Raw genomic sequence first — 24,590 nt, forward strand, 5'->3', positions numbered from 1 at the left:
TCCCTCCTTCCTAGTAATGAACCCAGCGCTTCTGGCCGACCCATTGGATAACGGTAATGACCAGGATGACCGCGAACAAGAACCACGAGATCGCGGACGCATAGCCCATCTCGTAATAGCTGAACGCCGTCTTGTAGACGAACAGCGACAGAATCGTCGTGCTTCCGCTCGGACCGCCCTGCGTGATCGCCTGGATGAGCGAGAACGACTTGATCGTCATGATCAGGCCGGTAATGAGCAGGAGGAACGTCGTCGGGCTGACGAGCGGCCATACGATCTTCCACGTGATCGTCCGCGTGCCGGCGCCGTCGATCTTCGCCGCTTCGAGCTGCTCGGTCGACACTTCCTGCAGCGCCGCCAAGTAGATGATCATGTTGTAGCCGAGCATGAACCAGATCTGCACGATGTCGATCGCGTACATCGCCGTGTCCGAATCGGCGAACCAGCCCGGAGGCGACGCGATGCCGATCCAGCGAAGCACCTCGTTGATCGGCCCGTGCGACGGCTGGAACAGCAGCATCCAGACGAACGCGACGGCGACGCCGCTCGAGATGTACGGCAGGAAGAACATCCCTCGCAAGAGGCCCTTCAGGTAGACGCTCCGGTTCAGCACCATCGCGACGAGGAACGCCAGCACGAGCGATACCGGAACGGAGAGCAAGAAGATCGCGGTATGCTTGATCGCCGCGTAGAAGTTATCGTCCTCGAACATCCGCTTCAGGTTGTCGAGTCCCGTGTAATGCCAGTTCGGATTGGCGAATTGATAGTCGGTGAACATCAGTCCGAACGAGAACAGCGCCGGCAAGATGAAGAACGCGAGGATGCCGAGCATGTTCGGCATGATGAACGCGTATCCGATCCACCCTTGCTTCTGAATCCAGCTTCTCCGTTTCACGGTATCGCCGCCTTTCGTATACAGCTTTCTGGATGCGACAAAGAGAAGAAGGAAGCGATGTACCTTCTTCTCTTTGTCGTGTCGTGCCTATGGGTGGCTTACTTAATGTAATCCTGGTGGCGCTTCGCCATGTTCTTGAGCGTCGTATCGATATCCTGCTTGTTCAGGAGATATTTCTCATACTCTTCCTTGCGCGCGTCGAGCGCTTGTTGAGGCACGCTAAGCTGGAACGATTCGAATTGGCCGAAGACGACTTTGTTCATCGAATCCGTATCGTACTTGTCTTCGACGCCCTTCAGCAGCAGCTTCATCGCTTCGGCGTTGTCTACGCTCTTCGAGGAAGGAATGCGTCCGCCGCTCGCCATCGGCAGCATGCCGCCGTCGGAGTACCACTTCGCGAACTTCCATGCCGCTTCTTGGTGCTTGGACTTCGCGTTGACGGACAACACGTCGCCGAGACCGCCGGAATACTTGTAGTTCGTCTGTTCCTTGTTGACCTTCGGAATCGTCGCGAACGCGATCTGGAAGTCGTGCGGGAAGTCCTTCAGGTTGTTCGCGTTGCGGAAAATAAACTCGCCCGCGCTCAGCATCGCGCTCTCGCCCTTCAGGAACATCGTGTCGACCGGCATCTTGCTGGTCAGCTGCTCGCCGTATTCAGGCGTCGACTTGTCGACGAACATCATCTCGTGCAACGTCTCGAACTGCTCTTTCCAGAGAGGGTTGTCGAAGTTCGACGTACCGTCCGCCTTCGTGACGCCAAGACCCGCGATCGTGCCGTCGATCGTCGCAGTGAACATCGCGTCGTGCTGCAACAGGCCGTATACGCCGTCTTTGGTCAGCTTCTTCGCGTAGTCTTGCAGGTCCGCCCACGTCCAGTCCAGCGGCGGGATCGGCAAGCCGGCGTCGTCGAGCATTTGCTTGTTGAGCCAGATGAAGCCCATGTTCTTCTTCGTCGGGATGCCGTAGTACTTGTCGTTGATCTTCCATTGCGCCGCGTCGGAGCCCATCTTCTCTTCGACGTTATAATCCGGCTTCGCGCTCAGGTCGACCGCCGTGCCGGCATCGACGCGCTTCTGCAGGCGGGTCAGCGTGTAGTTGATGTACAAGTCCGCGTCTTGGCCGGTCATGAGCGCCGTGTCCAGCTTCAGGTTGCCGGCGTCGTCGTTGACGTAACGCACGTACTCGACTTGAACGTCGGGATTATCTTTATTCCAGTTATCGACGACCGCTTGCGGTCCCGCTTCCGCCGGTACCGCGCCCCACAGCGTCAGCTTCACTTTCTCTCCGCTCGGTTGCGATGCACTTGCGCTGCCGCTCGGCGACGCGCCGGCGTTGTTGCCGTTATTGCCGTTGTCTCCGCAAGCAGCGAGCAAGGACGATGCCAGCACGAGGCTCATAGCGCCCGTAAACCACTTCGTTTTTTTCATTTCGTCTTCCCCCTCGGAAGGTTGTTGTTGTTCTTTACGTCTTTAACTTTATCACCGGGCGGCGAATCGGGGGATGAACGGCGTTTGGACATTCATAGAACGGATTTTGGTTGTTTGCGGTATTCGCTCGGCGTGACGTCGCACCAACGCTTGAAGATCTTGATGAAGTAATTGTCGTTCTCGAAGCCGACCTTGCGGCCGATGTCGCTGACCGTCAGGTCGGTCTCCTCGAGCAGCATGCGGGCGGCTTGAATGCGCCGGTTCTGGATAAAGTGGGTTAACGTGGAGCCGGTCTTCTTCTTGAACAGGTCGCTCACATAACTAGCGTCCATTCGAATAAGCTCGGACAACGACTTCAGAGTCACTTCTTCCGCGTAGTTCGCTTCGATATGCGCGATGATTCGGTTCATCTCGGGATGATCCGTCGGCTCGTCCTTCGCCTTGTCGGGGAACCACTTGTCGGCCTTGCGCAGCTTCGCCTGCTTCTCGAGCTCGATCGCGACTTTATCCATGGCCTGCTTAATGCCCTGAAGATCCAACGACAGCTTCAGCAAGTAGCCCGAGGCGCCATGCTCGACGGCCTGGCGGGCGTACTCGAACTCGCTGATCGCCGTGAGCATGACGAAGCGGCATTCGAAGCCTTCCGCGCGCGCCGACTGCAACAGCTTGACGCCGTCCATGACGGGCATGTCGATGTCGGAGACGACGACGTCCGGACGCAGCTCGCGAATGAGCTTGAGCCCTTCTTCCCCGTTATCGGCTTCGCCGACGATCTCGAACGGAATGCCGGCCTTGCCGAACAGCTTGCGCATGCTCGCGCGCGCCGGCCCCTCGTCATCCACGATCAGCATTCTCCACATTCCCGTTCCCCTCCTTCGCATACGGCTTGGACAGCAGCATCGGCATGTGCAGCTGCACTTGCGTGCCTTCGTCGGTCGATTGGATTCGCAGTCCCGTGCTCTGATTTTTGAACATCAGCTCCAACGTCTCCCGTATATTTTGCACCCCGATGCTTTTGCGCTTGCGGACGACCTTCCGTTCCTTCGCCCGATCGATGCCGACGCCGTTGTCCGCGACTTCCAAGTACAGCGTCCGATTCTGCTCCCAGACGCGGATCCGGATGATGCCTTCCGCCCCGGTCTGGCCGAAGCCGTGAAGAAGAGAGTTCTCGACGAGCGGCTGCAGGCAGAACTTCGGAATAAGCGCGTACCGCAATTCTTCGTCGACGTCGTACTCGAGCGCTATACCGTGCCCGAAGCGCCGGCGTTGGATATCCATATACGATTCGATAAGCACCAGCTCGTCCTTCAGCAGAATAAGGTCGACTTCGGTGTTCAGCGTCGTCTCCAGAATTTTGCCGAGCGCGACGCAGATTTCGTAGATATCGTCATCGTCCTTGTCGAGAGCGATGCTCTTGATCGTATTCAGCGTATTGAGCAGGAAGTGCGGGTTCATCTGGGAGAGCAGAACCTGGAACCGCACGTACTGCTTCTGCCTCTCCTCCAGCTGAAGCCGTTCGAGCAAGGCGTTGATGTCGTCGATCATCGCGTTGAAGCTCTGGGTGAGCGCCAGAATCTCGCCCCGTCCTTCCTCCGGCAGCTTCACCTTCAGATTAGACTTCACGGAACGCTCCATCTTCTTCTGGAACAGCTTCAGCGGCACCGTGATCGTCGCCGAGATGAGGTACGTGAGCAGCACGAATAGCAGCAGAATCGCCCCATAGCCGATGTAGAACCGCTGCTTCTGCCGGTCGACGTCATGGAACAGCGCGGATAGCGGCATTTTCTTCACGAGATAGCCGTCGAGGCCCTGGATGCGGCTGAACGAATAGAGCGTGTCGCCGTCGACGACCGACGATGCGTCCGCTTGGGCCCGAGACTGCGCGATGCCCTTCAGCGCGGAAGCGGACAGCGTCTCGCCTGCCGCCGAGCTCAGCATCGCGTTCCCCGCCGCGTCGAGCAGGAAATACGCGGCCTCACCCGTCAGACCCGCGGTCGTTCGGTCGAACCATTGCTCGTAATCGATGCTGAACCGGCCGTAGCCGTAAGGCTTCAGCCCTTCGTCCCGAAGCAGTTGGTACAAGCTAAGCATCTTGCGGCTCGTCGTCCACTCGCGAGTGACATCGTTGTCGTCTTGCGGGTTCCACGCGTACCGCTCGCCGCCCTCGCGCCGCAGCTCTTGAACCCAAGGCTCGGCCGTGATCTCGTCGTAGACGAGCGCGTTCTGGGGCGTGAACGACGTATAGACGTTGCCGTTCAAGTCGATCAGCGTATAGTAGACCGTCGCGCCCGTCAGGAAGAAGCTGTTCTCGATGCCGGCGAACTTGTTCTCGACGAGCCGCTTGCGCGTCAGTTGATTATATTGGTCGGGATTGATCATCGCCGATCGGAGCGTTGAATCCTGTTCGAGCAGCATGCCCGTCTTCATGACGAGGCTCATTAAGTCGACGAGATCGGTCTTGATCCCCTCAAGCTGCTCGATGTTCTTGGCGGAGGCATCGGCCTGCAGCATCCGCTCTGTCTCGCTGAAGTTATAGGCGACGAGCATCGCGATCGGCAGCAGCAGGAACACCACGAACGCGAGCAGGATGCGGTTCTTGAACGTACCCGGCGTGAGCGTCCGGAACAGGCGCTTGAGCATGATGCAATCCTCCATTCTTACCCCCATCTTATCACAACGCCAAAAAAACGCGCGAGGGAACCGAAGTTCCTTCGCGCGCCTGGGGCACTCTCGTATTCGTCGTAATTACTTCGCCTCTGCGGACGAAGAAGCGCTTGGAGACGCGCTCGGGGATGCGCTTGGCGATGCATCCGGCGATCCCGACGCGCTCGGAGAAGCGGACGGGCTTGCCGTCGGCTCAGGCAACGTCACCTTGATCTCGAGCTTGTCCTGCTCGGCGGTCAAGAAGTCGCTGACTTTCGTCGAAGCGATGGTCGACTTCAACGTATCCTTGTTCTCCTCGGTCAGCTTATCGTAAGGTGTCGCCTCGCGGCTCTCAACCTTCATGACGTGATAGCCGAACTGCGTCTGCACCGGATCGCCGATCTTGCCGATCTCTTGCTTGTTCGCGGCGTCCTTGAACTCCGCGACGTAACCGCCGACGGTCGCCTTCTCGTACAAGCCGCCTTTATCCTTGGAACCCCCGTCGTCGGAATACTCCTTCGCGAGCGCGTCCCAGTCTCCGCCGGCTTCCAGCTTCGCCTTGACTTCCTGCGCGCGCTTGAGCGCTTCCTCGTCCGTGCGGACGGAAGCTTGCGTCGATTGGTCGACGGTCTGAACGAGAATGTGGCGAACGGTCACGACGTTGAAGTCGGAAGGATCCTTGTCGTATTGGGCCTTCAATTCGTCTTCCGTCACTTTGCCCTTGAGCTCGGTCAGCTTCGCGTTGTAGTACATCTGGAACGAGTAATCGTGCTTGAAGAATTTGACCGCTTCCGCTACGGACAAGTCGTGCTCGTCCATGTACGACTTGATCTGATCCGAGCCTTCGCCCTTCAAGCCGTCCTTCAGCTGCGTCTCGAATTGCTCCGCGGACTCCTTGACCGTCTTCTTGTCGTCGTCGGAGATTTGCTGCGCGAACACCTTGGAGACGACGTATTGCTTCACGAAGTTTTCCTTCAGCTGTTCGATCGTCATGTACATCGATTTCTCCGGGCTTACGAACATCTGGAAAGCCGCGTATTTGTCGTATTCCGTGCTCGTTACCTTACCGCCGTCTTTATATGTGGCGATAACGTCCCCCTTGCTCGATCCCGGAAAATCCCCGTCCTTGTTCTTCCCGCAGCCGGACAATAGCGCGACGGGCATGATCGCCGCCAGCATCAATGCGGCGAGCCGACGGTTCGGCATGCGCTTATGGTGCAACATCCTGCAATTCTCCCTTCGATTTTGTCGCTTCTTTATATTGTACCAGAAATTGTTCGACAAGCGCTAATAAAGCGTTCTCATCGAGTCCGCGCACCTTGAACCGAAGAAGCAGCTGCTGCGCGTTAATCGCGCTGACCAAGCGTCCTTGGAACTTCGATTCCATGGCCTTCAGCTTCGCCAGATCGATATCGTCCCGGCGCCGTTCTTCGAACTTCAGCGTCGCTTCGTCGCCGCGGCGGATGATCGATTCGATGCCGTAACGGCGGCCGTGCACCTTGAGTCTGGCGACGGCGAGCAGGTTGAGCACCGCCTTCGGCGGTTCCCCGAAGCGGTCGATCAGCTCCTCGAACAGGTCGCTCACGTCGTCGAGCGAAGCCGCGGTCGCGACCTTCTTGTAGATCTCGATCTTCTGAATGCTGTCGTAGATATAGTCCGGCGGCAAGTAAGCGTCGACGCCCAGGTCGAGCTGCGTATTGACCGGTTGCGGCGGCAATACCGCGCCGCCCATCTCCAGCTTCCGGCTCTGAATCTCTTCGGCGAGCATCTGCGAATACAGATCGAAGCCGACGGAGGCGATGAAGCCGTGCTGCTCCGCGCCGAGCAGATTGCCCGCGCCGCGGATCGACAAGTCGCGCATCGCGATCTTGAAGCCGGAGCCGAGCTCCGTGAATTCCTTGATCGATTGCAGCCGCTTCTCCGCGACTTCGGTCAGCACCTTGTCCCGCTGGTACGTGAAGTAAGCGTACGCGATCCGGTTCGACCGTCCGACGCGCCCCCGCAGCTGATACAGCTGGGATAGACCCATCTTGTCCGCGTCGTGGACGATGAGCGTGTTCACGTTCGGGATGTCGACGCCCGTCTCGATGATGCTCGTGCTGACGAGCACGTCGTACTCCCCGTCGAGGAAGTCGAGAATCGTCCGCTCCAGCTCCTGCTCGCTCATCTGGCCGTGGCCGACCGCGACTCGCGCGTCCGGCACGAGCGCGCTGATCTGCTCGGCCATCTGGTAGATTCCTTGCACCCGGTTATAGAGATAATAGACTTGCCCGTCGCGGGCGAGTTCCCGTTCCACCGCTTCCCGCACGAGCGTCGGACTGTATTCGACGACGTAGGTTTGAACCGGGAACCGGTTCTCCGGCGGCGTCTCGATAACCGATAGATCCCGTACGCCGAGCATGGACATATGGAGCGTACGCGGAATCGGCGTCGCCGTCAGCGTCAGCACGTCCACGTTCGTCTTGATCTTCTTCAGCTTCTCCTTATGCGTCACGCCGAACCGCTGCTCCTCGTCCACGATGAGCAGTCCGAGATCCTTGAAGATGACGTCCTGCGAGAGCAAGCGGTGCGTTCCGATGACGACGTCGACCGTTCCGGCCTTGAGCCCCTTCATCGTATCCGTCTGCTCCTTGCGTGAACGAAACCGGCTCAGCACCTTGATGTTGAACGGATAGCCGGAGAATCGCTCGCGGAACGTCTCGTAATGCTGCTGCGCCAGAATCGTCGTCGGTACGAGCACCGCCACCTGCTTGCCCTCGATCGCCGCCTTGAACGCCGCGCGAATCGCGACCTCCGTCTTGCCGTAGCCGACGTCTCCGCAGAGCAGCCGGTCCATCGGGCGAGGGATCATCATATCCTTCTTGATCTCGTCGATCGCCCGCAGTTGGTCCGTCGTCTCGTCGTACGGGAACATCGCTTCGAATTCCTGCTGATAGGGCGTATCTTCGCCGAAGCCGAACCCTTGCGTCGATTGCCGCGCGGCATACAGCTTGATCAGATCGTCGGCGATGTCCTGGACCGAGCTGCGCACCTTCGTCTTGACCCGGGTCCACTCCGCGCCGCCCAGCTTGCTGACCTTCGGCTCCTTCTCTTCGGAGCCGATATATTTCTGAATGAGATCGAATTGTTCGACCGGCACGGACAGACGGTCGCCGCCGGCATAGACGATATGCAGGTAGTCCTTGTGAATGCCGCCGACCTCGAGCGTGCCGATGCCCAGGTACTTGCCGATGCCGTGGTTCTGGTGGACGACGTAATCGCCGACCTTCAGCTCGGTATAGCTCTTGATCCGCTCCGCGTTGTCCAGATGGCGGTCGACTCGCCTCGCCTTGCGCTGCTTCTGGGTGAACATCTCCCCTTCGGTAATGACGACGAGTTTAATGGAAGGCAGCTCGAAGCCGCTCTGCAAGTTGCCTTGCACGATCTCCGGCATTTCGATCTGATAGTCTTCGAGCACCCGTCTCATCCGGTCTGCCCGCTCGGAGCTTCCTGCCAGCATGAAGATGCGCGCGCCGCTCTTGCGCCAGCGTTCCATCTCTGCTTTAAGTACGTTCATCTGGCCATGAAAGTTTTGCATCGAGCGACAGACGAAGTTCACGATATTTTGCGGCTGCGTATGCGGAATTTGCCTGACGAACAGCGACATGTATACCGTTTGGAGCCCTTTCGGATAGAGCGCCTGCTCGGCGCCGACGGCCAGCACGAAGCCGGGCAGCGACTTCCCTTGCTGGAGCAGGTGCGTCGTCCATTCGCTCTCGTCCCGCTCCAACTGGCGCGCCGTCTCGGCAAGACGGTTCGGCTCGTCCATGAGCAGAATCGTATCCTTCGGAATATAGTCGAGCAGCGTCTGGCGTTCCGGATAGAGGAGAGAAATATATTTGTAGATTTCGGAAAAATACACACTTTGTCGCAAAAGGTCTATTTCCCGGGAAATTTCTGCGGATAGCCGTTCCTTCGCCTGACGATCGCTCATCTTCTCCAATTGCTTGTCGAGCAAGTCGTGCGCGTGTTGCGCCGCGTTCTTGAACCGGCGCTCGCTGGCGATCCACTCCCGGCACGGACGTACCGTGTAGTTCTCCAGCTTGTCGATAGAGCGCTGGTCCGTCGGATCGAACGTGCGGATCGAATCGACCTCGTCGTCGAACCACTCGACGCGATACGCGCTCGCCGACGCGAGCGGGAAGAAGTCGACGATGCCGCCGCGCACGCTCAGATGGCCCTTCTGCTCGACTCGGTCGACGCGCTCGTAGCCCATCTCGATCATCGCCCGCAGGAATTGCTCCATCGGCAGCGTCTGTCCGACCTGCATGTCGATGCGCGCCTCCGCCATGGACTTGCTGTCCGGCTGGAACCGGCGCACGCCGGCGAACGGCACGACAACGAGCCCGCGGAAGCCTTCCGCAAGCTTGATCAATACTTCGAGTCTTCTCGCCGACGTCTCGGGACTCGAGATCGCCGTCTCCGCCGCGATCAATTCGTTCGCCGGATAGACGAGCACCTCGTCCGCGGACAGAAATTCCTGCAGGTCGTCCGCCATCTTCTGCGCCGAGAACATGTTATGCGTGACGACGAGCATCGGGCGATTCAGCTCCCGGTACATCGCGGCGATCGCCGCCTGCCGGGCCGAACCGGATAAGCCCGCCACCAGCTGCTCGCGCATGCCGCCCCTGAGCCCGCCTAGTATGCTTATAAGATCGGGATCGGTAACCATAGACTGAATGAGCGGTTTCATGGCATTTCCCCTTCCTTCCGGTCAATCCGCTCCGTAGTTCTCATAGGAAAAAGCCCCGGCACAAGCATAAACGGCTCCCGCCATCCACTAGGGATGGCGGGAAACGTTTATGTCGGAGACGATAGGGAATGAATGTCGCGAACGATTACATTCCCGGATCGTTATGCCAAGGCCTCCCGTTAAGGGTGTCGGAACGTGATGATGCTGCGATCATTGCAACGGATTCGATAATAATGCCAGCTCGGGATGAGCATCCAACGTCTGGCTGCAATAATCGCATATGACCCGTACGGTCACGTCCCCGTTCGAATTATACGCAATTATACGCTTTCGCTCTTCGGCGGTCAAGAATTGGAAACCGAGCCGATATTCCGGCACGTCGGCGCTCTCGAACCGTCCCAGCGGCATCTGACAATGCCGGCAAACGTAGTTTACAGCCATATGTATGCCTCCTGAAACAGGGATATGCGGCAATCGCCGCCTTCCGTCTCAGTATGCCCCATCCTCGCCCGGTTTAAGCTTGCGCGCCGCCTGCGCCGCCCGCGTTGAACTTCGCCATCGTCTGCTCGAACGGATGCTTCAGCGCGTGCTCGATCGCGTCGCACGAATCCTCGACCATGCGGCGAAGCTCCGCTTGCTCCGCCTTGGCGAAGTTCGACAGCACGTAATCCGAGATGACGATGCCGGGCTTCGGCCTCGAGATGCCGACCCTCACCCGGTTGAACGTCTGCGTGCCGGTATGCTGGATAATCGACTTGATGCCGTTATGTCCGCCGGCGCTTCCTTGGTACCTTAGTCGGATGCGCCCGACTTCCGTGTCGAGATCGTCGTACACGACGATCATGTCTTCGAGCTTTACCTTATAGTAGTCCATGAACGCCCGGACCGACTCGCCCGACAGATTCATGTACGTCATCGGCTTCAGCAGCGCGACCTTCGCGCCTTCGATGCGCGCTTCGCCCGTAAGCGCCTTGCACTTGTTGCCGTTCACGTCCGCGCCGTGCCTTCTCGCGAGCTCGTCGATGACCATAAATCCGACGTTATGCCTCGTATTCGCGTATGCGGGTCCGGGATTTCCCAGTCCGACGATCCATTTCATGGCTTGCTTCAACTCCCGATAGTCTATGCGCCAAGTATTTTCGGCAAAAAAAATAAAAATAATTTTCGCTCCATGCAACGATTGCCCTATCCCGTGTGTCCTATACAATACAAACACCAAAGGGGAAAAAGGAGTGAATTGACGTGTACATGAACGGCCAGATGATCTATGACGACAGGCACTTCCAGGATCATATGAGTTCGGAAGTACCCGTACAGATTTACTGCGGCAGATCTCACAGCGATATCGGCTTCATCGAGCAGTATGGCAAAGAGTTCGTACAGGTCAACAATATTTTCTACAGCCGCAAGCAATTTACCTTCGTATCTCGCCCGGGATATTAAAAATTAAATTTTCTACGCTCCAGTCACACGAACGAGGGGCCGCGTATTCGCGCGGCCCCTTCGCATGCTTCAACCCACTATTCTTTCTCGACGGCGACGGCCGCATCCCGGTGCTTGGCGTTCTGCTCCGCCGCGTCGTTAAGCTCGTCCAGCTCTTCCTCCGTACGTTCCTTCTGAGGCGCGAGAATGGCCACGACTACCGTGTCCGGTTCTTGCTTCGCCTCCACGCCTTCCGGAAGCTTCAGGTCCCCGACCGACAGATGCTCGCCGAGTCCCAGCCCGCTTACGTCTACCGCGATCCCGTCCGGAATGTCCTTCGGATAGCATTCGATATCGATCTCGTGCAGGATCAACTGCAGCATGCCGCCTTCCTTCTGACCCGGCGCTTGGCCGACGATGTCCAGCCTTGCCGACGTGTTGATCTTGGCGTTCATATCGACCCGCCGGAAATCGACGTGCACGACATGCTGCGTGATCGGGTCGCGTTGGAGATCCGCCATCATGATCGGATGCTTCCCTTCTCCGGGCACGTCCACTTCGATGACGGCATGAGGATGCGACCTGAGCATCGCAGCCAGCTGCTTCGCGTCGAGCGAGACCGTCGCCGGGGCTCCTAGTCCTTGACCGTAGATGACACCCGGCACTTTGCCGGATTCGCGGATTTTGCGTAATTCATAACGGCTCCCGGTATCCCGCCGTTCTACTTGTAACGTCGCGTTCGCGTTCATAGGCGTACCTCCTCGTTAGAGATATCCTATTGTTACCCGTAGCCCCATTCCGTTAAACATGCGGCTCGAACAGCTTGCTGATCGACTGCTGTTCGTGAATGCGGACGATCGCTTCCCCGATGAGCGGAGCGACAGACAGTACTTTGATCTTCTCCGTCGTGCACGGCTGTCGCAGCGGAATCGTGTCCGTGACGACGATCTCCGTGAGAGGCGAAGATTCCAGACGATCCATCGCGGCGCCGGACAGCACCGGATGCGTGCAGCAAGCGTACAGCTCGATGGCGCCCGCTTGCTTCAGCGCGTGCGCGGCGAGCGCGATCGTGCCCGCCGTATCGATGATGTCGTCGATCAGAATGGCGGTCCGTCCGGACACGTCGCCGATAATGTTCATCACTTCCACGACGCCCGGCTCCGGACGGCGCTTGTCGATGATCGCCAGCGGCGCCTGCAATTCGTCCGCGAGCCGACGAGCCCTCACGACGCCGCCGTGGTCCGGCGAGACGACGACCGGAGCCGGCAGCGACTTGCTCTTGAAGTAGTCGCCCAAGATCGGCACGCCGAGCAGATGATCTACCGGAATGTCGAAGAAGCCCTGGATCTGCATCGCGTGCAAATCCATGGCGATGACGCGGTGCGCTCCCGCCGTCTCGATCAGGTTCGCGACGAGCTTCGCCGTGATCGGATCCCGCGAACGGGCTTTGCGGTCTTGCCGCGCATAGCCGTAATAAGGCATGACGACGTTGATGGTCTTGGCGGAAGCGCGCTTCAGCGCGTCGACCATGACGAGCAGCTCGATCAGATGATCGTTGACGGGCGCCGAGGTCGACTGGATGACGTACACGTCCGCGCCCCTGACGCTGTCGTCGAGGCGGATGTGCGTCTCCCCGTCGCTGAACCGGCTCATGTCCGCGCGTCCGAGCTCCACGCCAATATAGCTGGCGATCGATTCCGCCAGCTTGCGATTGGAGCTGCAGGAGAACAGTTTCAATGTGGCATCATGGTACGCCATTTTGACAACCGCCTTTGCTATTCGTTTCGACTTCTTATTGTACTGCTTATTCTGCTTATTCCGAATCCCGTTCCTTCTTCGACTTCGCGCGCGCGCGAAGCTTAAGCGCGTAGCCCGGCTTGTTGACTTGGCGCTCGCGAGCGATCGCCACGTCGTTGTCCGCGACGTTCTGCGTAATCGTCGAACCCGCGACCACGTACGCGCCGCTGCCGATCTTCACCGGAGCGATCAAGTTCGCGTTGCTGCCGATGAAGACGTCGTCCCCGATTTCGGTTACAGATTTATTATACCCGTCGTAGTTGGCGGTAATCGCCCCGCACCCTATATTTACGTTGGAACCGACGATCGCGTCTCCCACGTAGCTAAGATGAGGCACTTTGCTATGCTCGCCGATGACCGCGTTCTTCAGCTCGACGAAGTCGCCGACCTTCACGTGCCGGCCGAGCTTCGTGCCCGGTCTCAAGTACGCGAACGGCCCGACGTTGCAGTCGGTGTCCAGCTCAGCCTTCTCCGCGATCGAATACCGGATCGTCGAGCCGCTGCCGACGATCGTATCGGTCAACTCCGCGTTCGGACCGATGACGCAATCGGAACCGATCCGCGTGGTTCCGCGCAGCGTCGTGCCCGGATAGACGACCGTGTCGGAGCCGATCGTTACGTCCGCGCCGATGTACGTATTGCCGGCATCGATGAGCGTTACGCCGTTCAATTGGTGCTTCTTATTGATGCGCAGTCGCATGAGGCGTTCCGCTTCGCCAAGCGCGACGCGGTCGTTGACGCCGATCGCTTCGGCCACGTCGCCCGCGATGCTGGCGCCGACCCTCTCCCCCTGCCTCTGCAGAATGCCGATGACGTCGGTTAGGTAGAATTCGCCTTGCGCGTTGTTATTGGTCACTTGGTCGAGCGCCGCGAACAGCTTGCGGTTGTCGAAGCAATAGGTGCCCGTATTGATCTCTCGCACGGCCGCCTCGCCCGCGTCGCAATCCTTATGCTCCACGATGCGAAGCACGTCGCCGTCCGCGCCCCGCACGACTCTTCCATAGCCGGTCGGATCGTCGAACACGGCCGTCAGTACCGTCGCCGCAGCGCCTTGCGCCAAGTGCTGCGCGATCATCGCTTCGACGGTTTCCGTGCGCACGAGCGGCGTATCGCCGCAAATGACGACGGTAACCCCTTCTTCGTCCGCGAGCAACGGCTTCGCCTGCAAGACCGCATGGCCCGTGCCGAGCTGCTCCGCTTGGAACGCGTATTCGACCGAATCGCCAAGCGTCGCCTGGACCGCCTCCGCGCCGTGTCCGACGATAATGACCGTACGCGAGCAAGAAGCTTCCTTCACCGCGTCGAGCACGTGGCTCACCATCGGTTTGCCGCATACGGGATGCAATACTTTGTATAGTTTCGATTTCATGCGCTTGCCCTGCCCTGCCGCAAGCACGATCGCCATTCTCTTCATTCGGGTAACGCCCCTCTTCCGCAGCTTCAATTACATCAGCATCATAGCTTATTCTGAAATAAATGAAAAGAGAGCCGAATAGGCTCCCTCCTCGACGTATTCATCATTATGCCCCTTCGACCATTACTTCCTCGTCTTGCGCGGCGCGCTCGTACTCTGCCAACACGGCCGCTTGAATCTTCTCGCGCGTTCCGGATGAAATCGGGTGCGCGATGTCACGAAACTCTCCGTCCGGAGTCCGTTTGCTCGGCATGGCCACGAACATGCCATTGTTGCCGTCAATGACCCGAATATCGTGAACCACGAATTCGTTATCGATGGTAATCGAAGCAATGGCTTTCATGCGCCCCTCCGAATTGACGCGGCGGAGTCTCACATCTGTAATTTGCACTTTGTGTTCACCACCTTTGTCTCTCAGAAGACTTGGTGTAATATTCCACAAAATCGCACGGATTCCTTCTTAAATATGGAAAAACGGCTGCTAAAATTGAAATAAATTTTTAATTCCTGACAGTTTCGACATGGATCGCCGCGATCAATTCTATTTCGACAAAAACATCCCTCGGAAGCCGCGCCACTTCTACTGTGGAGCGGGCTGGCGTGTGGTCGCCGAAGTACGAAGCGTAGATCGAATTGAACGCCGCGAACTGGTTCATGTCCTTCAGGAAGACCGTCGCTTTCACGACGTCGGAGAACGTTGCGCCCTCTGCGGCCAACACGGCCTTCAGGTTCGTAAGAACCTGGTGCGTCTGCTCTTCGATGCCGCCTTCCACGAGCTGCCCTGCCGGCGTCAGCGGAATTTGCCCGGAGGTGAACAGCAGATCGCCCGCGCGCACGGCTTGCGCGTAAGGTCCGATCGCCGCCGGGGCGTCGGTAGTCGATACGATTCTAAGACTCATAGGATTAACCCTCCGAATAGGTCTGTTTTATTGAAAAAAATTGCCCGGTTGAACCGTAATATGACGCGTCTTCAGATCGACTTCGGTAAGCCGCGCGAGAGACACGTAGTCGTGAAGCAGCCGCTCGTCCGTGTCCACCTCTCCGGATTCCACGAACACGCCGACTCCGGCGACGACCGCCCGGAATTCGTGCAGCAAGTCGACCATGCCTTGAATCGTCCCGCCGGCCTTCATGAAGTCGTCGATGATGAGCACGCGCGACTCTTCCTTCAGCGCCCGTCTGGCGAGCGACATCGTCTGGATGCGCTTCGTCGAGCCGGAGACGTAGTTGATGCTGACCGCCGAGCCTTCCGTCACCTTGTGGTCCCTGCGCACGATGACGACCGGCAAGTTCAAGTACTGCGCCGTCGCGTGCGCGAGCGGAATGCCCTTCGTCTCCACGGTCATGATGACGTCGATATGACGGTCCGCGAACGCCGAGGCGAACATGCGTCCGACCTCTTGCATCATTCCCGGCTGTCCGAGCAGATCGGTCATATACAAGTAGCCGCCCGGAAGCAGGCGATCGGGCTGCTCGAGTTCTCGGCAGATCGAACCCATCTTCTCGAGCGCCAGGTCCTTGCGGACCTTCGGCACGAACCGAACCCCGCCCGCGGCACCCGCAAGCGTATTCAATTCACCGATGCCCTCGTCTTCGAATACTTCTTTAATGATCGCCAAGTCTTCGCTAATGGAAGACTTCGCGGACTGATAGCGCTCGGCGAAAGCTGTCAGGGAAATTAACGTATGAGGACGGGCCGATAAATATTGTGTCATCTCCACGAGTCTTGCGCTGCGTTTCAATTTTTTCACTGCCCTCTCCCCCGTCTAAACCCGAATAATATACCTGTATCATATCACTTTTATACGGTTTTCAGCAAGGAAATCCCGCGATATAGCGGCATCTCCTCCGCCTATGTTAGCATTCTTACCACGTATACTTCCTTGCAGAAGCCTCTCAGGCCATTATAGATTCTTGCCACTTTCATTTCCTTGGATACGAGACCGAACACCGTCGGCCCGCTCCCGGACATCAATACGCCGTCCGCGCCCAGCCGCTCCATCAGATCCTTGATCTGCTTCACTTCGGGATAGCGGTCGAGCGTCACCGTCTCCAGTACGTTGCCGAGCTCGCCGCACATGTCTTGGAACGATTGGTTCTCGAGGGCGGCCAGCATGCGCGGCACGGAAGGATGCGACTTCAGCTCGTTCGCTCGCAGCTTGCCGTACACGTCCGCGGTCGACACGTTGATCGGGGGCTTGGCCAGAATGACCCAGCACTGTGGCGGAGAAGGGATTTGCTGAAGCTTCTCGCCTCGTCCCGTGGCGAGCGCCGTGCCTCCGCGAACGCAGAACGGCACGTCGGAGCCGAGCTCCGCGCCCAGGCTCTCGAGCTCCGCTCCGCTGAGCGATAGGTTCCACAGGCGGTTCAGACCGCGCAGCGTCGCCGCTGCGTCGCTGCTTCCGCCCGCCAGTCCGGCCGCGACCGGGATCTGCTTGTCCAAGTGTATGTAGACGCCTTGCTTGACTCCGTAGCGCTCCTTAATCAGCCTGGCGGCTTGGAACGCCAAGTTCTTCTCGTCCAGGGGAATGAATCCCGCTTGGCTCGACAGAACGATCTGATCCCGCGGCAGCTCCTCCATCTCGAGCCGGTCGGCCAGATCGACCATCGTCATGATCATCTCGACTTCGTGGAAGCCGTCGCCGCGCTTGCGCAGCACGTCCAGCAGCAAATTGATTTTGGCGGGCGCCTTTTCGTATATTTTCGTCATCGTTATCCTCGCTTGCTTGTCGTCAACTTTACATATTATAACAAAGCCGAACACCAAATGCGATTTTACGTCGCCGGGACGCCGCGAGCGTCGATTTCGGGCGGGCAAATAAATAGCCGAACCCCTCCGGAGAGCAGGTTCGGCCTCGACTGAATTTACGGCTGACGCGACGAATTGGCCGCCGCCTGCTCGGCGATCTGGATCGCCCGCTTCACCATGTTGCCGGCATCTTTCGTGCTTATGCCGCCCCAGCCTTCGCGTTGCACGGTATCGTATATGCCAAGGTCCTTGGCGATCTCCGCCTTGAATTGCTCCGACATGACGCCTCTTCTTCGGCTCATCACGCTTCCTCCTTCGCATGCTGGACGTTCCCTCTTAGCTTGCCCCCGCGGGGGGCCCCGCATGCAAAACGGGCAGCCCCTGCGCTTAGCTAGCGCGCGGTGCCGCCCGTGCAATGAACCTTAGTCAATGCGATAAATAGTTGATGCGTACTTGACCTTCGTCATTGCACAGCATCACTTCAACGGACTCGGTCAGGATATCGGCATAGCTGTAAGAAACCCGCTTGAATGCATGTTGTTCCTGATCGAGCTTGACGATGAAAACCGATGGGTAGATTTCTTCCAGCACGCCCGTGCGTTCGATGGTCTTACGGCGTCCACCGTTGGCGCGGAGCATGATCTTCGAACCGACGTGAGGTTCCAGGCTTCGTTTGATCTCTAGAAGCGCGTTTTTAGCCATGATCCACTACCACCTCTTTCCCTGTAAATTATATCTAAAAACAGGGGAGGTGTCAAATGAGCTGAATATTATATCAACGCTACCGAATCGCTGTCAACGGTCATTTTCCTTACTGCTGGCGGGTTTTTTTGAAAAGCGCTAAATTTTCGTCACACAATGTTCACATTTGTCTCTTGGTTCGCGGCTTTCAAATTGGGTACGCCGACCCGATATCGCCCCATCGTCTCGATGCCCCCGACGCCTTGCCGGCCGCTGATCGTATGCGCGATAACGTCCGCGATATTAATCGTATCCCGGAACGGCGTGAACGCGGCACGAACGGCGATATAGACCGGATCAAGCGCGTGGATCATGATTCTGCCCGGCGAGCTCGCGAAGTTGGCGCCGGCTTGGAGCAGCGCTTCGAAGTGCGACTGGCACGCGCCCGCGACGACGACCAGCGAATCGCGGCTGCGCTCGTAATCTCTGGCGACGCCGACGGCCCGCACGAAGTTGAGCGAGTTCTTGTAGCTGCCGAGCTGCTGCAGGTCCTGCTTCTGCTTCAGCACGCCGTCGTGGCCGGTAATGACGACGATATCGGGATGGTACTGCGGCAGCATCCGCATGAGCACCTGGGGCATCTGCGACTCGTGGCAATGCACGCCCTCCGCGGGCACTCTCAGTTGGCGGTACACTTGCATGCTTTTATTCAAGTAATTCAAGTCGCCGTCCAAGTGCAGCACCTTGCCGGGCACCTCGAAATAACCCTGGCGCCGGTCCTCCAGCTGGGCAAGATACCCCGAGAGCCCGGACTGACGGTTGCGAGCCTCGTTCATGCGGCGCAGCGATTCGTCCGCGTGTATGCGCGCCTGGCGCGTCCCGCCGAGCTCGTCCGGATTCCGCACCGTCTGAAGATCGTTCATCGGGGCGTCCGCCAGCAGCCGATAATCCATCCCTCTAAGCACGGCCTGCTGTCCGGCGAAGGCCGCGACCCGGAATAGCATATCCCCGCCATAGGATTTGCGGACGACCAGATCTCCCTGCTTCATGGGCTATCACCTCTTCGTCTATCCTATGGAGCCAGGGAAGTTCCTGTGCGCGTCCCTACCGGACTGTTTCCTTGCCGTTATGCCTAGAGCATGCCGCGGGCGTCCAGCGCCTCCGTAACGCTCGCGAACTCCGCCAGCGACAACGTCTCCGCGCGCCGCTCGGGCTGCACGCCGCAAGCGAGCAGCAGCTCGCCCAGCTCGCCCTTGCGTTCCTTGCCGGAGAGCGCCGACAAGTTGTTGGACAGCGTCTTGCGCCGCTGCGTGAACGCGGTCTGGACGACGCGGAAGAACTTGTCCTCGTCCTTCACGTTCACCGCGGGCTCCGCGCGGCGGCGCAGCTTGATGACCGCCGAATCGACGTTCGGCGGCGGAATGAACGCCTTGCCCGGCACGATGCATACGAGCTCAGGCTCGCAATAGTATTGGACCGCGATGCTCAGGCTCCCGTATTCCTTGCCTCCGGGCTTCGCGGCCATTCGCTCGGCCACTTCCTTCTGCACCATGACGACGATGTTCTCGAGGGGCAGACGCTCCTCCAACAGCTTCATGATGATCGGCGTCGTCACGTAGTAAGGCAAGTTCGCCACGACGCTGACCCCGGCGCAATCGGCGAACCGGTCTTCCCAGAGCTTCTTCAGGTCCGTCTTCAGAATATCGCCGTGCACGACGCTGACGTGCGGGTAAGGCGACAGCACGTCGCCGAGGATCGGAATCAGCCTCTGGTCGAGCTCGACAGCGGTTACCTTGCCGGCCGCTTGCGCCAGCCTCTCAGTGAGCGAGCCGATGCCCGGTCCGACCTCCAGCGCGCCGCGCGTCTTGTCGAGACCGGCGGCGTCGATGATTCGGTCGAGCACGGACAGATCGATGAGGAAGTTCTGGCCGAGGCTCTTCTTGAAGGTGAAACGATGCTTGCGGATAATTTCCTTCGTTCGCGAAGAAGTCGCGATATCGTTCGCCTGGACGGCGGACCCGCTTGCGCCGGAACTGCCTTTCGGCGTTCCGCCGCCCGCGTTCGGCTTCGCCGTTTTGCCCGCCGCCTTATTGTACGGTTTGTACGGCGGCTTCGAATTGTTCGGTTTGTTCAATGGGTTCTACAGCCCTTCCCGCTCCAGCTGTTCCAACGCGCCGGCGAATTCCTCGCGCGTGATGCGGAACATGAGACATCTTTTGTGAAATTGTTTGCCGTTGGCATAGCCGATGCCGAGCAGCTCGCCCATACGCTCCCTACGGCGCGCGGAAGACGCGTGAACGATCAACCCCGCATCCAGCAGGTCGCTCCACTCGATCTCCTCCGAGGCGCCAGAGGCGCTCTCAGGGCCGCGCACGCGCTCGATCGCCCTGCGGATCGCCTCGTCGGTCGCGTGCTCCACGCCAAGTCCTCGGGCGCTTCTCGCCTCGTCCTTCGTCAGGAACGCGTGCTTGCACCCGGGAACGCGCTCGGCGACGATCTTGCGTATGCGTTCCCCCGGGGCGTCCGGATCGGTGAGGATGATGACGCCCCTGCGCTCGTACGCCAGCTCGATGCGCCTTAGCACGTCTTCGCCGATCGCCGAACCGCCCGTCTCGATCGTATCGGCGCCGATCGCCCGTCTTACCGCCGTCGTATCGTCCTTGCCCTCTACGACAATGATCTCTTGAAACATGCTTCGCCATTCCGCCTTTGCCGTTCTCGTCCCGGCGGCATCGCACCGCCGCCCTTATGTATCGTATAACACAAATCGGGAAGAAGCGCCAATGACGCCTCTTCCCGATTGGTTCCGCGAGCGTGCCGCGATGAACGTCCGCGCGCCCGGATTAACTGAGCGACGGTTTCACCGGACCGATCACGTAGACCGTATAGCCTCTCTTCGTGCCGAACCGGTCGGCAAGCTTATCGCTGTCGTAATAGACATCGATCTTCTTGCCTTTGACCGCGCCGCCCGTATCTTCCGCGCGACGGAAGCCGATGCCCTCGATGTACACCCACCAACCGATCGGGATGACCTTCGGGTCCACGGCGATCGTACGTCCTTCCTGAACGGTCGCGCCGGACGACGTCACGCCGTAACCTTCGTCGCCCTTGCGCTTGCCCGTCGACTCGAAGCCGGCGGAATACGCCGTCAGCGTCACGTTGCTCAGCATGCGCTTGACCTTCACGGACTTGCCGTTCAGCTTCACCGTCTTCGCTTCGGAAGCCGACGGCTTGCCGTTATACGCAAGCGTCTTGACCTCCGGTTTCTTCGTGCCGATGGCCACGACCTGCTGGACGGCCGGCTTGGAGACAGTCTTCTCCACTACCTTCTCCGTCACGAGCTTGCCGTCCTCGTACACTTTCGCCGTGCGAACGACGACTTGTCCTTGTTGGCCCGTCTTGACGACTTTCTTCTTGCCTTCCGCGAGGTTCGCGTTCTTCTGCTCGACGACCTCGAAGGCGACCGCGTGCGACGTCTCCACGACTTCCGTGCGGACGCGCTTAATGACGACGTTCACTCCGTCTGTCAGTGGCGCATTCAGTGCGGGCGTAACTTTGTCTTCCGTGCCCAGCGCGACGTTCAGCTCTTCTATAGCATCCCCGACCGTATCGGCCGCCGTATGCTTGATCGCTTCTTTGCCGTCCGCCGTAACCGTAATGCTCTTCGCGCGATCGATGACGATCGTGCTGCCTTCTTCCAATCGCCCCGTCGTCAAGGACAGACGATCGTATGGACCGACCCGAATTCGATGCTCTTGCAGAACGTCCTGTATATCGGAGTTCCGCGTTTGGATGACTGTCGTCAATCCGTTGTCTACGATGGAAATGTTTTTGGCCGCCGCCGGTTGCAGCAACGACACGAACATGATGAGGATTGCGAATGCGAGAATTGCGCCGAGCAGGACGATGCGCAATTGCTCCGGTTTCCATCGCAGCAGTGCGATAAGCTTGCCGGTCGGTCGTGGATCATGGGTTTCCAGAACAGGAACTTCCCCCATTTTCTCGTTCCTCCTTCATAGCCCCGCCGTCGACTGTGATGCATTGACTGTTGTCTGACGCGACTATCCGTTGTGATAACGACACGTGCGAGATGCCTTGCGGCCGGACTCTTCGCAGCGCCGCCTTGCTCCAAATCTAAGGTCGTTCGTACCCGGTACAACCGTTCATGAACCTTTTGTTCAACACAAAAAGCCACTGACAGAGGACCTGTTCGTGGCTTCCGCTTCATGAATAAAGGGAATGGGGCAGCACGAGGTTGACCTCTCTCTATTACGCTTACGAGGTTAGCTGTCGGGTTCGGACGAAGAGAGTCGCCCTATCCGCTCGGCACGATCCTGCGAAGCTTCAGCTGGAAGCCGCCTGATCGACCTTGCGAAATTCACCCCAAGATTGCTCGGACCGCATTGGACGAATGATGCCACGTCGTCGCCGCGTCGGGTCCCCCGCTCTCCGATTCGGAGATTAAGCGTTACTTGGAAAAGGGATGCCATATTCAAACTTCTGCTCTAGATGATACCTTCTACCTACTTCGTGTGTAAAGAAGGGGCAAAGGACGTATTTGGCCGTATTTTCGTGAATTGTACGGTAAAAACCGCAATTAGCGAGGCAAAAAACAGTTTTTTCTACGCGCTGATCGTTTTTTCTTCGATTGTAACCGTTTTATCTCGGTAGACTCAAACAGCGACGTGCGTTCTCGCTCGTAATAATGGCGATTTCTTCCAAATTAAGCCCTTTAATCTCAGCCGCCGTCTCGGCGACGAGACGCACGTAAGCGGATTCGTTCCGCTGCCCGCGATGAGGGTGCGGCGTTAAATACGGAGCGTCCGTCTCGACCAATAATCGGTCCATCGGAACGTTCGCGAGCACCTCTTTAGGCACCCTCGCGTTCTTGAAAGTGACCGGTCCCCCGAACGAAATATAGAAGTTCATATCGAGGCACAGCTTGGCCATTTCCCAGCTGCCGGAGAAGCAATGCATGATGCCGCCGACCTCGGAAGCGTTCTCCTCGCGCAGAATGCGAACGATATCCTCGTGGGCGTCGCGGTTGTGAATGACGATGGGCTTGTTCAGCTTGCGGGCGAGCCGGATCTGTTCGCGGAACACCGTATGCTGGAGCTCCTTGGGCGACGTGTCCCAGTAATAATCGAGACCGATCTCCCCGATCGCGACGACCTTCGGATTCGCGCACAGCGATTCGATCCAAGCGAGATCTTCTTCCAGCCGCATGTCGATCGCGTCCGTGGGGTGCCAGCCCACCGCGGCGTAGATGAACGGATACCGCTCGGTCAGCTTCATCGTCGAAGGAATGGTGTCCCGATTGAAGCCGATATTGACGATCGTGTCGATTCCCGCCGCTTGCGCGCGCGCGATCATCTCTTCTCGATCGTTGTCGAATTTCGGGGAGTCTAAGTGCGCATGGGTGTCGATAAGCATGTCGGAAGTTGTCTCCCTTCTATTATATAGTGAGCTTGCTAATAGTTTCCGAGCTCAGCTTGGATATGTGTTTCTGTACTTCGTCGGCAGGGTAATAGATATAATATTTGCCTTGGTGGATGCCCGCGATCGAACGGATGATATCGGACTTCACGGATATCTCCGTCAGTTGCTCCCGATCGTCCAGGAGCAGGATCGGAAGCTTCCCGCGGCTGCCCGGCAGCAATTCCGGCTTATAGATATCGTAAGGCGAATCGTACGGCGTATCGACTTCCAGGTGATAGTCGGGATTCAGGCCGATCTCGCGCCACTCCTCCCTCAGCTCCGATAACCATGCTTCGTCCTTATGCTCGAACGGCGTGTACTTGTACAGCTGCCTATCCAGGAATCGACGACATAAATTCGACAGCAACCCGTCCGCCTCGCGCGTCCATTGTCCGAATGCCGTCTGCGCCATCGCTTCGTCGAGCTGCAGATAATCCGACAGCGTTAGCGTTCCTTCTAATAATTGCGCGATCGGCGGAAGCATGAATCCGAACGCGTAGCCTTCCCGCTTCAGTTCGCTGGCCCTTCGGAAAATTTGCCTCAGCACGATCTCCGAGCTGCGCGTAACGGGATGGAAGTACACTTGCCAGTACATTTGATATCGGGACATGAGATAGTCTTCCACCGCGTGCATGCCGCTCTCTTTGACGACGATCTTTCCTTTATAAGGACGCAGCACGCGGAGAATGCGATCGAGATCGAAGGTACCGTAGTTGACGCCAGTGAAGTACGCGTCGCGCAGAAGGTAATCCATCCGGTCGGCGTCCATCTGGCTCGAGACGAGGCTGACGACGATCGGCTTGTCGTAGGTTTTGCGAATGACGGCCGCGACCTGCTGCGGGAAATCTTCGGACACTTCCCGCAGCACGCGATTCACTTCGGTATCCCCTAATAGGATCTCGCACGTCCACTCCTCGTGATGCGTATGGAACACTTCTTCGAGCGAGTGGGAGAAGGGACCGTGGCCGATATCGTGCAGCAGCGACGCGCATAGGCTGAGCAATCGCTCTTCTCTCGGCCAGTCGGTATAACCGTTGCGTTCGAATTGCGATATGATCTTGCGCGTAATCTCGTAGACGCCGAGCGAATGCGAGAATCTGCTGTGCTCCGCGCCGTGGAAGGTCAGATAGGACGTACCGAGCTGACGGATTCTTCTAAGGCGTTGGAACTCGCGCGTGTTGATCAGCTTCCAAATCGTCATGTCCTGCACGTAGATGGCGGAGTGTACCGGATCCTTGAATACTTTCTCTTCCTCGAGCTTTGCCAGCATCGCATTCACCTCGACAAATCAGATTATTCGACAAACGTGAGGGATAAAATCGATTTTTGTCGAATTAAGTCGAATTTCAATT

At 58.3% G+C, this 24,590-nt stretch carries 24 protein-coding genes and 1 riboswitch; of the genes, 1 reads left to right on the plus strand and 23 read right to left on the minus strand.

Features of this window, described 5'->3' with window-relative positions; genetic code table 11:
- Window positions 1-10 precede the first annotated feature (10 nt).
- The 8 genes from ACFQZG_RS25315 to pth form a co-directional block, all read right to left on the minus strand.
- Window positions 11-895 carry a carbohydrate ABC transporter permease gene (locus ACFQZG_RS25315; protein WP_378157539.1) on the minus strand — a complete coding sequence of 295 codons (885 nt, stop codon included), beginning with the start codon at window positions 893-895 and terminating at the stop codon, window positions 11-13.
- Between the two features lie 98 nt (window positions 896-993).
- Window positions 994-2,322: an ABC transporter substrate-binding protein gene (locus tag ACFQZG_RS25320; RefSeq protein ID WP_378157540.1), complete on the minus strand. Its 1,329-nt coding sequence runs from the start codon at window positions 2,320-2,322 to the stop codon at window positions 994-996.
- 92 nt (window positions 2,323-2,414) lie between these two features.
- Window positions 2,415-3,182, minus strand: coding sequence for a response regulator transcription factor (locus ACFQZG_RS25325; protein WP_378157541.1), 768 nt, complete (start codon window positions 3,180-3,182; stop codon window positions 2,415-2,417).
- On the minus strand, window positions 3,157-4,962 hold the full coding sequence (locus ACFQZG_RS25330; RefSeq protein ID WP_378157542.1) for a cache domain-containing sensor histidine kinase: 1,806 nt from the start codon (window positions 4,960-4,962) through the stop codon (window positions 3,157-3,159). Before ACFQZG_RS25330 ends, ACFQZG_RS25325 begins: the two co-directional genes overlap by 26 nt.
- 105 nt (window positions 4,963-5,067) lie before the next feature.
- Window positions 5,068-6,189: a peptidylprolyl isomerase gene (locus ACFQZG_RS25335; protein ID WP_378157543.1), complete on the minus strand. Its 1,122-nt coding sequence runs from the start codon at window positions 6,187-6,189 to the stop codon at window positions 5,068-5,070.
- Window positions 6,176-9,697, minus strand: a complete 3,522-nt coding sequence (gene mfd, locus ACFQZG_RS25340; protein ID WP_378157544.1) for a transcription-repair coupling factor — start codon at window positions 9,695-9,697, stop codon at window positions 6,176-6,178. The genes ACFQZG_RS25335 and mfd overlap by 14 nt, the downstream gene beginning before the upstream one ends.
- Before the next feature lie 210 nt (window positions 9,698-9,907).
- Window positions 9,908-10,138, minus strand: coding sequence for an anti-sigma-F factor Fin (locus ACFQZG_RS25345; protein ID WP_378157545.1), 231 nt, complete (start codon window positions 10,136-10,138; stop codon window positions 9,908-9,910).
- Window positions 10,139-10,211: 73 nt separating this feature from the next.
- A complete protein-coding gene (gene pth, locus ACFQZG_RS25350; protein WP_378157546.1) occupies window positions 10,212-10,796 on the minus strand; it encodes an aminoacyl-tRNA hydrolase in 585 nt (194 codons plus the stop codon).
- A 149-nt stretch (window positions 10,797-10,945) separates the two neighbouring features.
- Here pth and ACFQZG_RS25355 point away from each other — a divergent pair, with 149 nt between their 5' ends.
- The gene (locus tag ACFQZG_RS25355) at window positions 10,946-11,140 is read left to right on the plus strand and encodes a hypothetical protein (protein ID WP_378111987.1); all 195 of its coding nucleotides are present in this window, start codon (window positions 10,946-10,948) and stop codon (window positions 11,138-11,140) included.
- Window positions 11,141-11,217: 77 nt separating this feature from the next.
- On the opposite strand, the gene ACFQZG_RS25360 is transcribed toward ACFQZG_RS25355, so the two are convergent.
- From ACFQZG_RS25360 to ACFQZG_RS25430, 15 genes are all read right to left on the minus strand, one after another.
- Window positions 11,218-11,868, minus strand: coding sequence for a 50S ribosomal protein L25 (locus ACFQZG_RS25360; protein ID WP_378157547.1), 651 nt, complete (start codon window positions 11,866-11,868; stop codon window positions 11,218-11,220).
- A gap of 52 nt (window positions 11,869-11,920) precedes the next feature.
- Window positions 11,921-12,877, minus strand: coding sequence for a ribose-phosphate diphosphokinase (locus ACFQZG_RS25365; RefSeq protein WP_378157548.1), 957 nt, complete (start codon window positions 12,875-12,877; stop codon window positions 11,921-11,923).
- 55 nt (window positions 12,878-12,932) lie between these two features.
- The gene (glmU, locus tag ACFQZG_RS25370; RefSeq protein WP_378157549.1) at window positions 12,933-14,330 is read right to left on the minus strand and encodes a bifunctional UDP-N-acetylglucosamine diphosphorylase/glucosamine-1-phosphate N-acetyltransferase GlmU; all 1,398 of its coding nucleotides are present in this window, start codon (window positions 14,328-14,330) and stop codon (window positions 12,933-12,935) included.
- Between the two features lie 106 nt (window positions 14,331-14,436).
- Window positions 14,437-14,721 carry a septation regulator SpoVG gene (gene spoVG, locus ACFQZG_RS25375; RefSeq protein ID WP_035119511.1) on the minus strand — a complete coding sequence of 95 codons (285 nt, stop codon included), beginning with the start codon at window positions 14,719-14,721 and terminating at the stop codon, window positions 14,437-14,439.
- 109 nt (window positions 14,722-14,830) lie between these two features.
- Entirely contained in the window at window positions 14,831-15,229 is a 399-nt protein-coding gene (locus ACFQZG_RS25380) for a RidA family protein (protein ID WP_378157550.1), read from the minus strand.
- A 27-nt stretch (window positions 15,230-15,256) separates the two neighbouring features.
- Window positions 15,257-16,081, minus strand: a complete 825-nt coding sequence (purR, locus tag ACFQZG_RS25385) for a pur operon repressor (RefSeq protein ID WP_378157551.1) — start codon at window positions 16,079-16,081, stop codon at window positions 15,257-15,259.
- Window positions 16,082-16,182: 101 nt separating this feature from the next.
- Window positions 16,183-17,040 (minus strand): 4-(cytidine 5'-diphospho)-2-C-methyl-D-erythritol kinase, encoded by an 858-nt coding sequence (gene ispE / locus ACFQZG_RS25390; RefSeq protein WP_378157552.1) that lies wholly within the window; start codon window positions 17,038-17,040, stop codon window positions 16,183-16,185.
- 155 nt (window positions 17,041-17,195) lie between these two features.
- Window positions 17,196-17,381 carry a small, acid-soluble spore protein, alpha/beta type gene (locus tag ACFQZG_RS25395; protein ID WP_378157553.1) on the minus strand — a complete coding sequence of 62 codons (186 nt, stop codon included), beginning with the start codon at window positions 17,379-17,381 and terminating at the stop codon, window positions 17,196-17,198.
- Window positions 17,382-17,505: 124 nt separating this feature from the next.
- On the minus strand, window positions 17,506-17,781 hold the full coding sequence (veg, locus tag ACFQZG_RS25400) for a biofilm formation stimulator Veg (protein WP_027086723.1): 276 nt from the start codon (window positions 17,779-17,781) through the stop codon (window positions 17,506-17,508).
- Window positions 17,782-17,930: 149 nt separating this feature from the next.
- A complete protein-coding gene (gene yabG, locus ACFQZG_RS25405; RefSeq protein WP_378157554.1) occupies window positions 17,931-18,809 on the minus strand; it encodes a sporulation peptidase YabG in 879 nt (292 codons plus the stop codon).
- A gap of 83 nt (window positions 18,810-18,892) precedes the next feature.
- A complete protein-coding gene (gene rsmA / locus ACFQZG_RS25410) occupies window positions 18,893-19,756 on the minus strand; it encodes a 16S rRNA (adenine(1518)-N(6)/adenine(1519)-N(6))-dimethyltransferase RsmA (RefSeq protein ID WP_378157575.1) in 864 nt (287 codons plus the stop codon).
- A 144-nt stretch (window positions 19,757-19,900) separates the two neighbouring features.
- Complete coding sequence (rnmV, locus tag ACFQZG_RS25415) at window positions 19,901-20,452, minus strand: ribonuclease M5 (RefSeq protein ID WP_378157555.1); 552 nt, start codon at window positions 20,450-20,452, stop codon at window positions 19,901-19,903.
- Between the two features lie 151 nt (window positions 20,453-20,603).
- Window positions 20,604-21,758 carry a resuscitation-promoting factor gene (locus tag ACFQZG_RS25420; protein WP_378157556.1) on the minus strand — a complete coding sequence of 385 codons (1,155 nt, stop codon included), beginning with the start codon at window positions 21,756-21,758 and terminating at the stop codon, window positions 20,604-20,606.
- A gap of 259 nt (window positions 21,759-22,017) precedes the next feature.
- Window positions 22,018-22,238: riboswitch (cyclic di-AMP (ydaO/yuaA leader) on the minus strand.
- A 181-nt stretch (window positions 22,239-22,419) separates the two neighbouring features.
- Window positions 22,420-23,193, minus strand: coding sequence for a TatD family hydrolase (locus ACFQZG_RS25425; protein WP_378157557.1), 774 nt, complete (start codon window positions 23,191-23,193; stop codon window positions 22,420-22,422).
- Window positions 23,194-23,215: 22 nt separating this feature from the next.
- Window positions 23,216-24,508: an HD domain-containing protein gene (locus tag ACFQZG_RS25430; RefSeq protein ID WP_378157558.1), complete on the minus strand. Its 1,293-nt coding sequence runs from the start codon at window positions 24,506-24,508 to the stop codon at window positions 23,216-23,218.
- Between the last annotated feature and the right edge of the window lie 82 nt (window positions 24,509-24,590).

The organism is Cohnella sp. GCM10027633, from assembly GCF_042675445.1.
In the GTDB taxonomy this organism is placed as follows: domain Bacteria; phylum Bacillota; class Bacilli; order Paenibacillales; family Paenibacillaceae; genus Cohnella.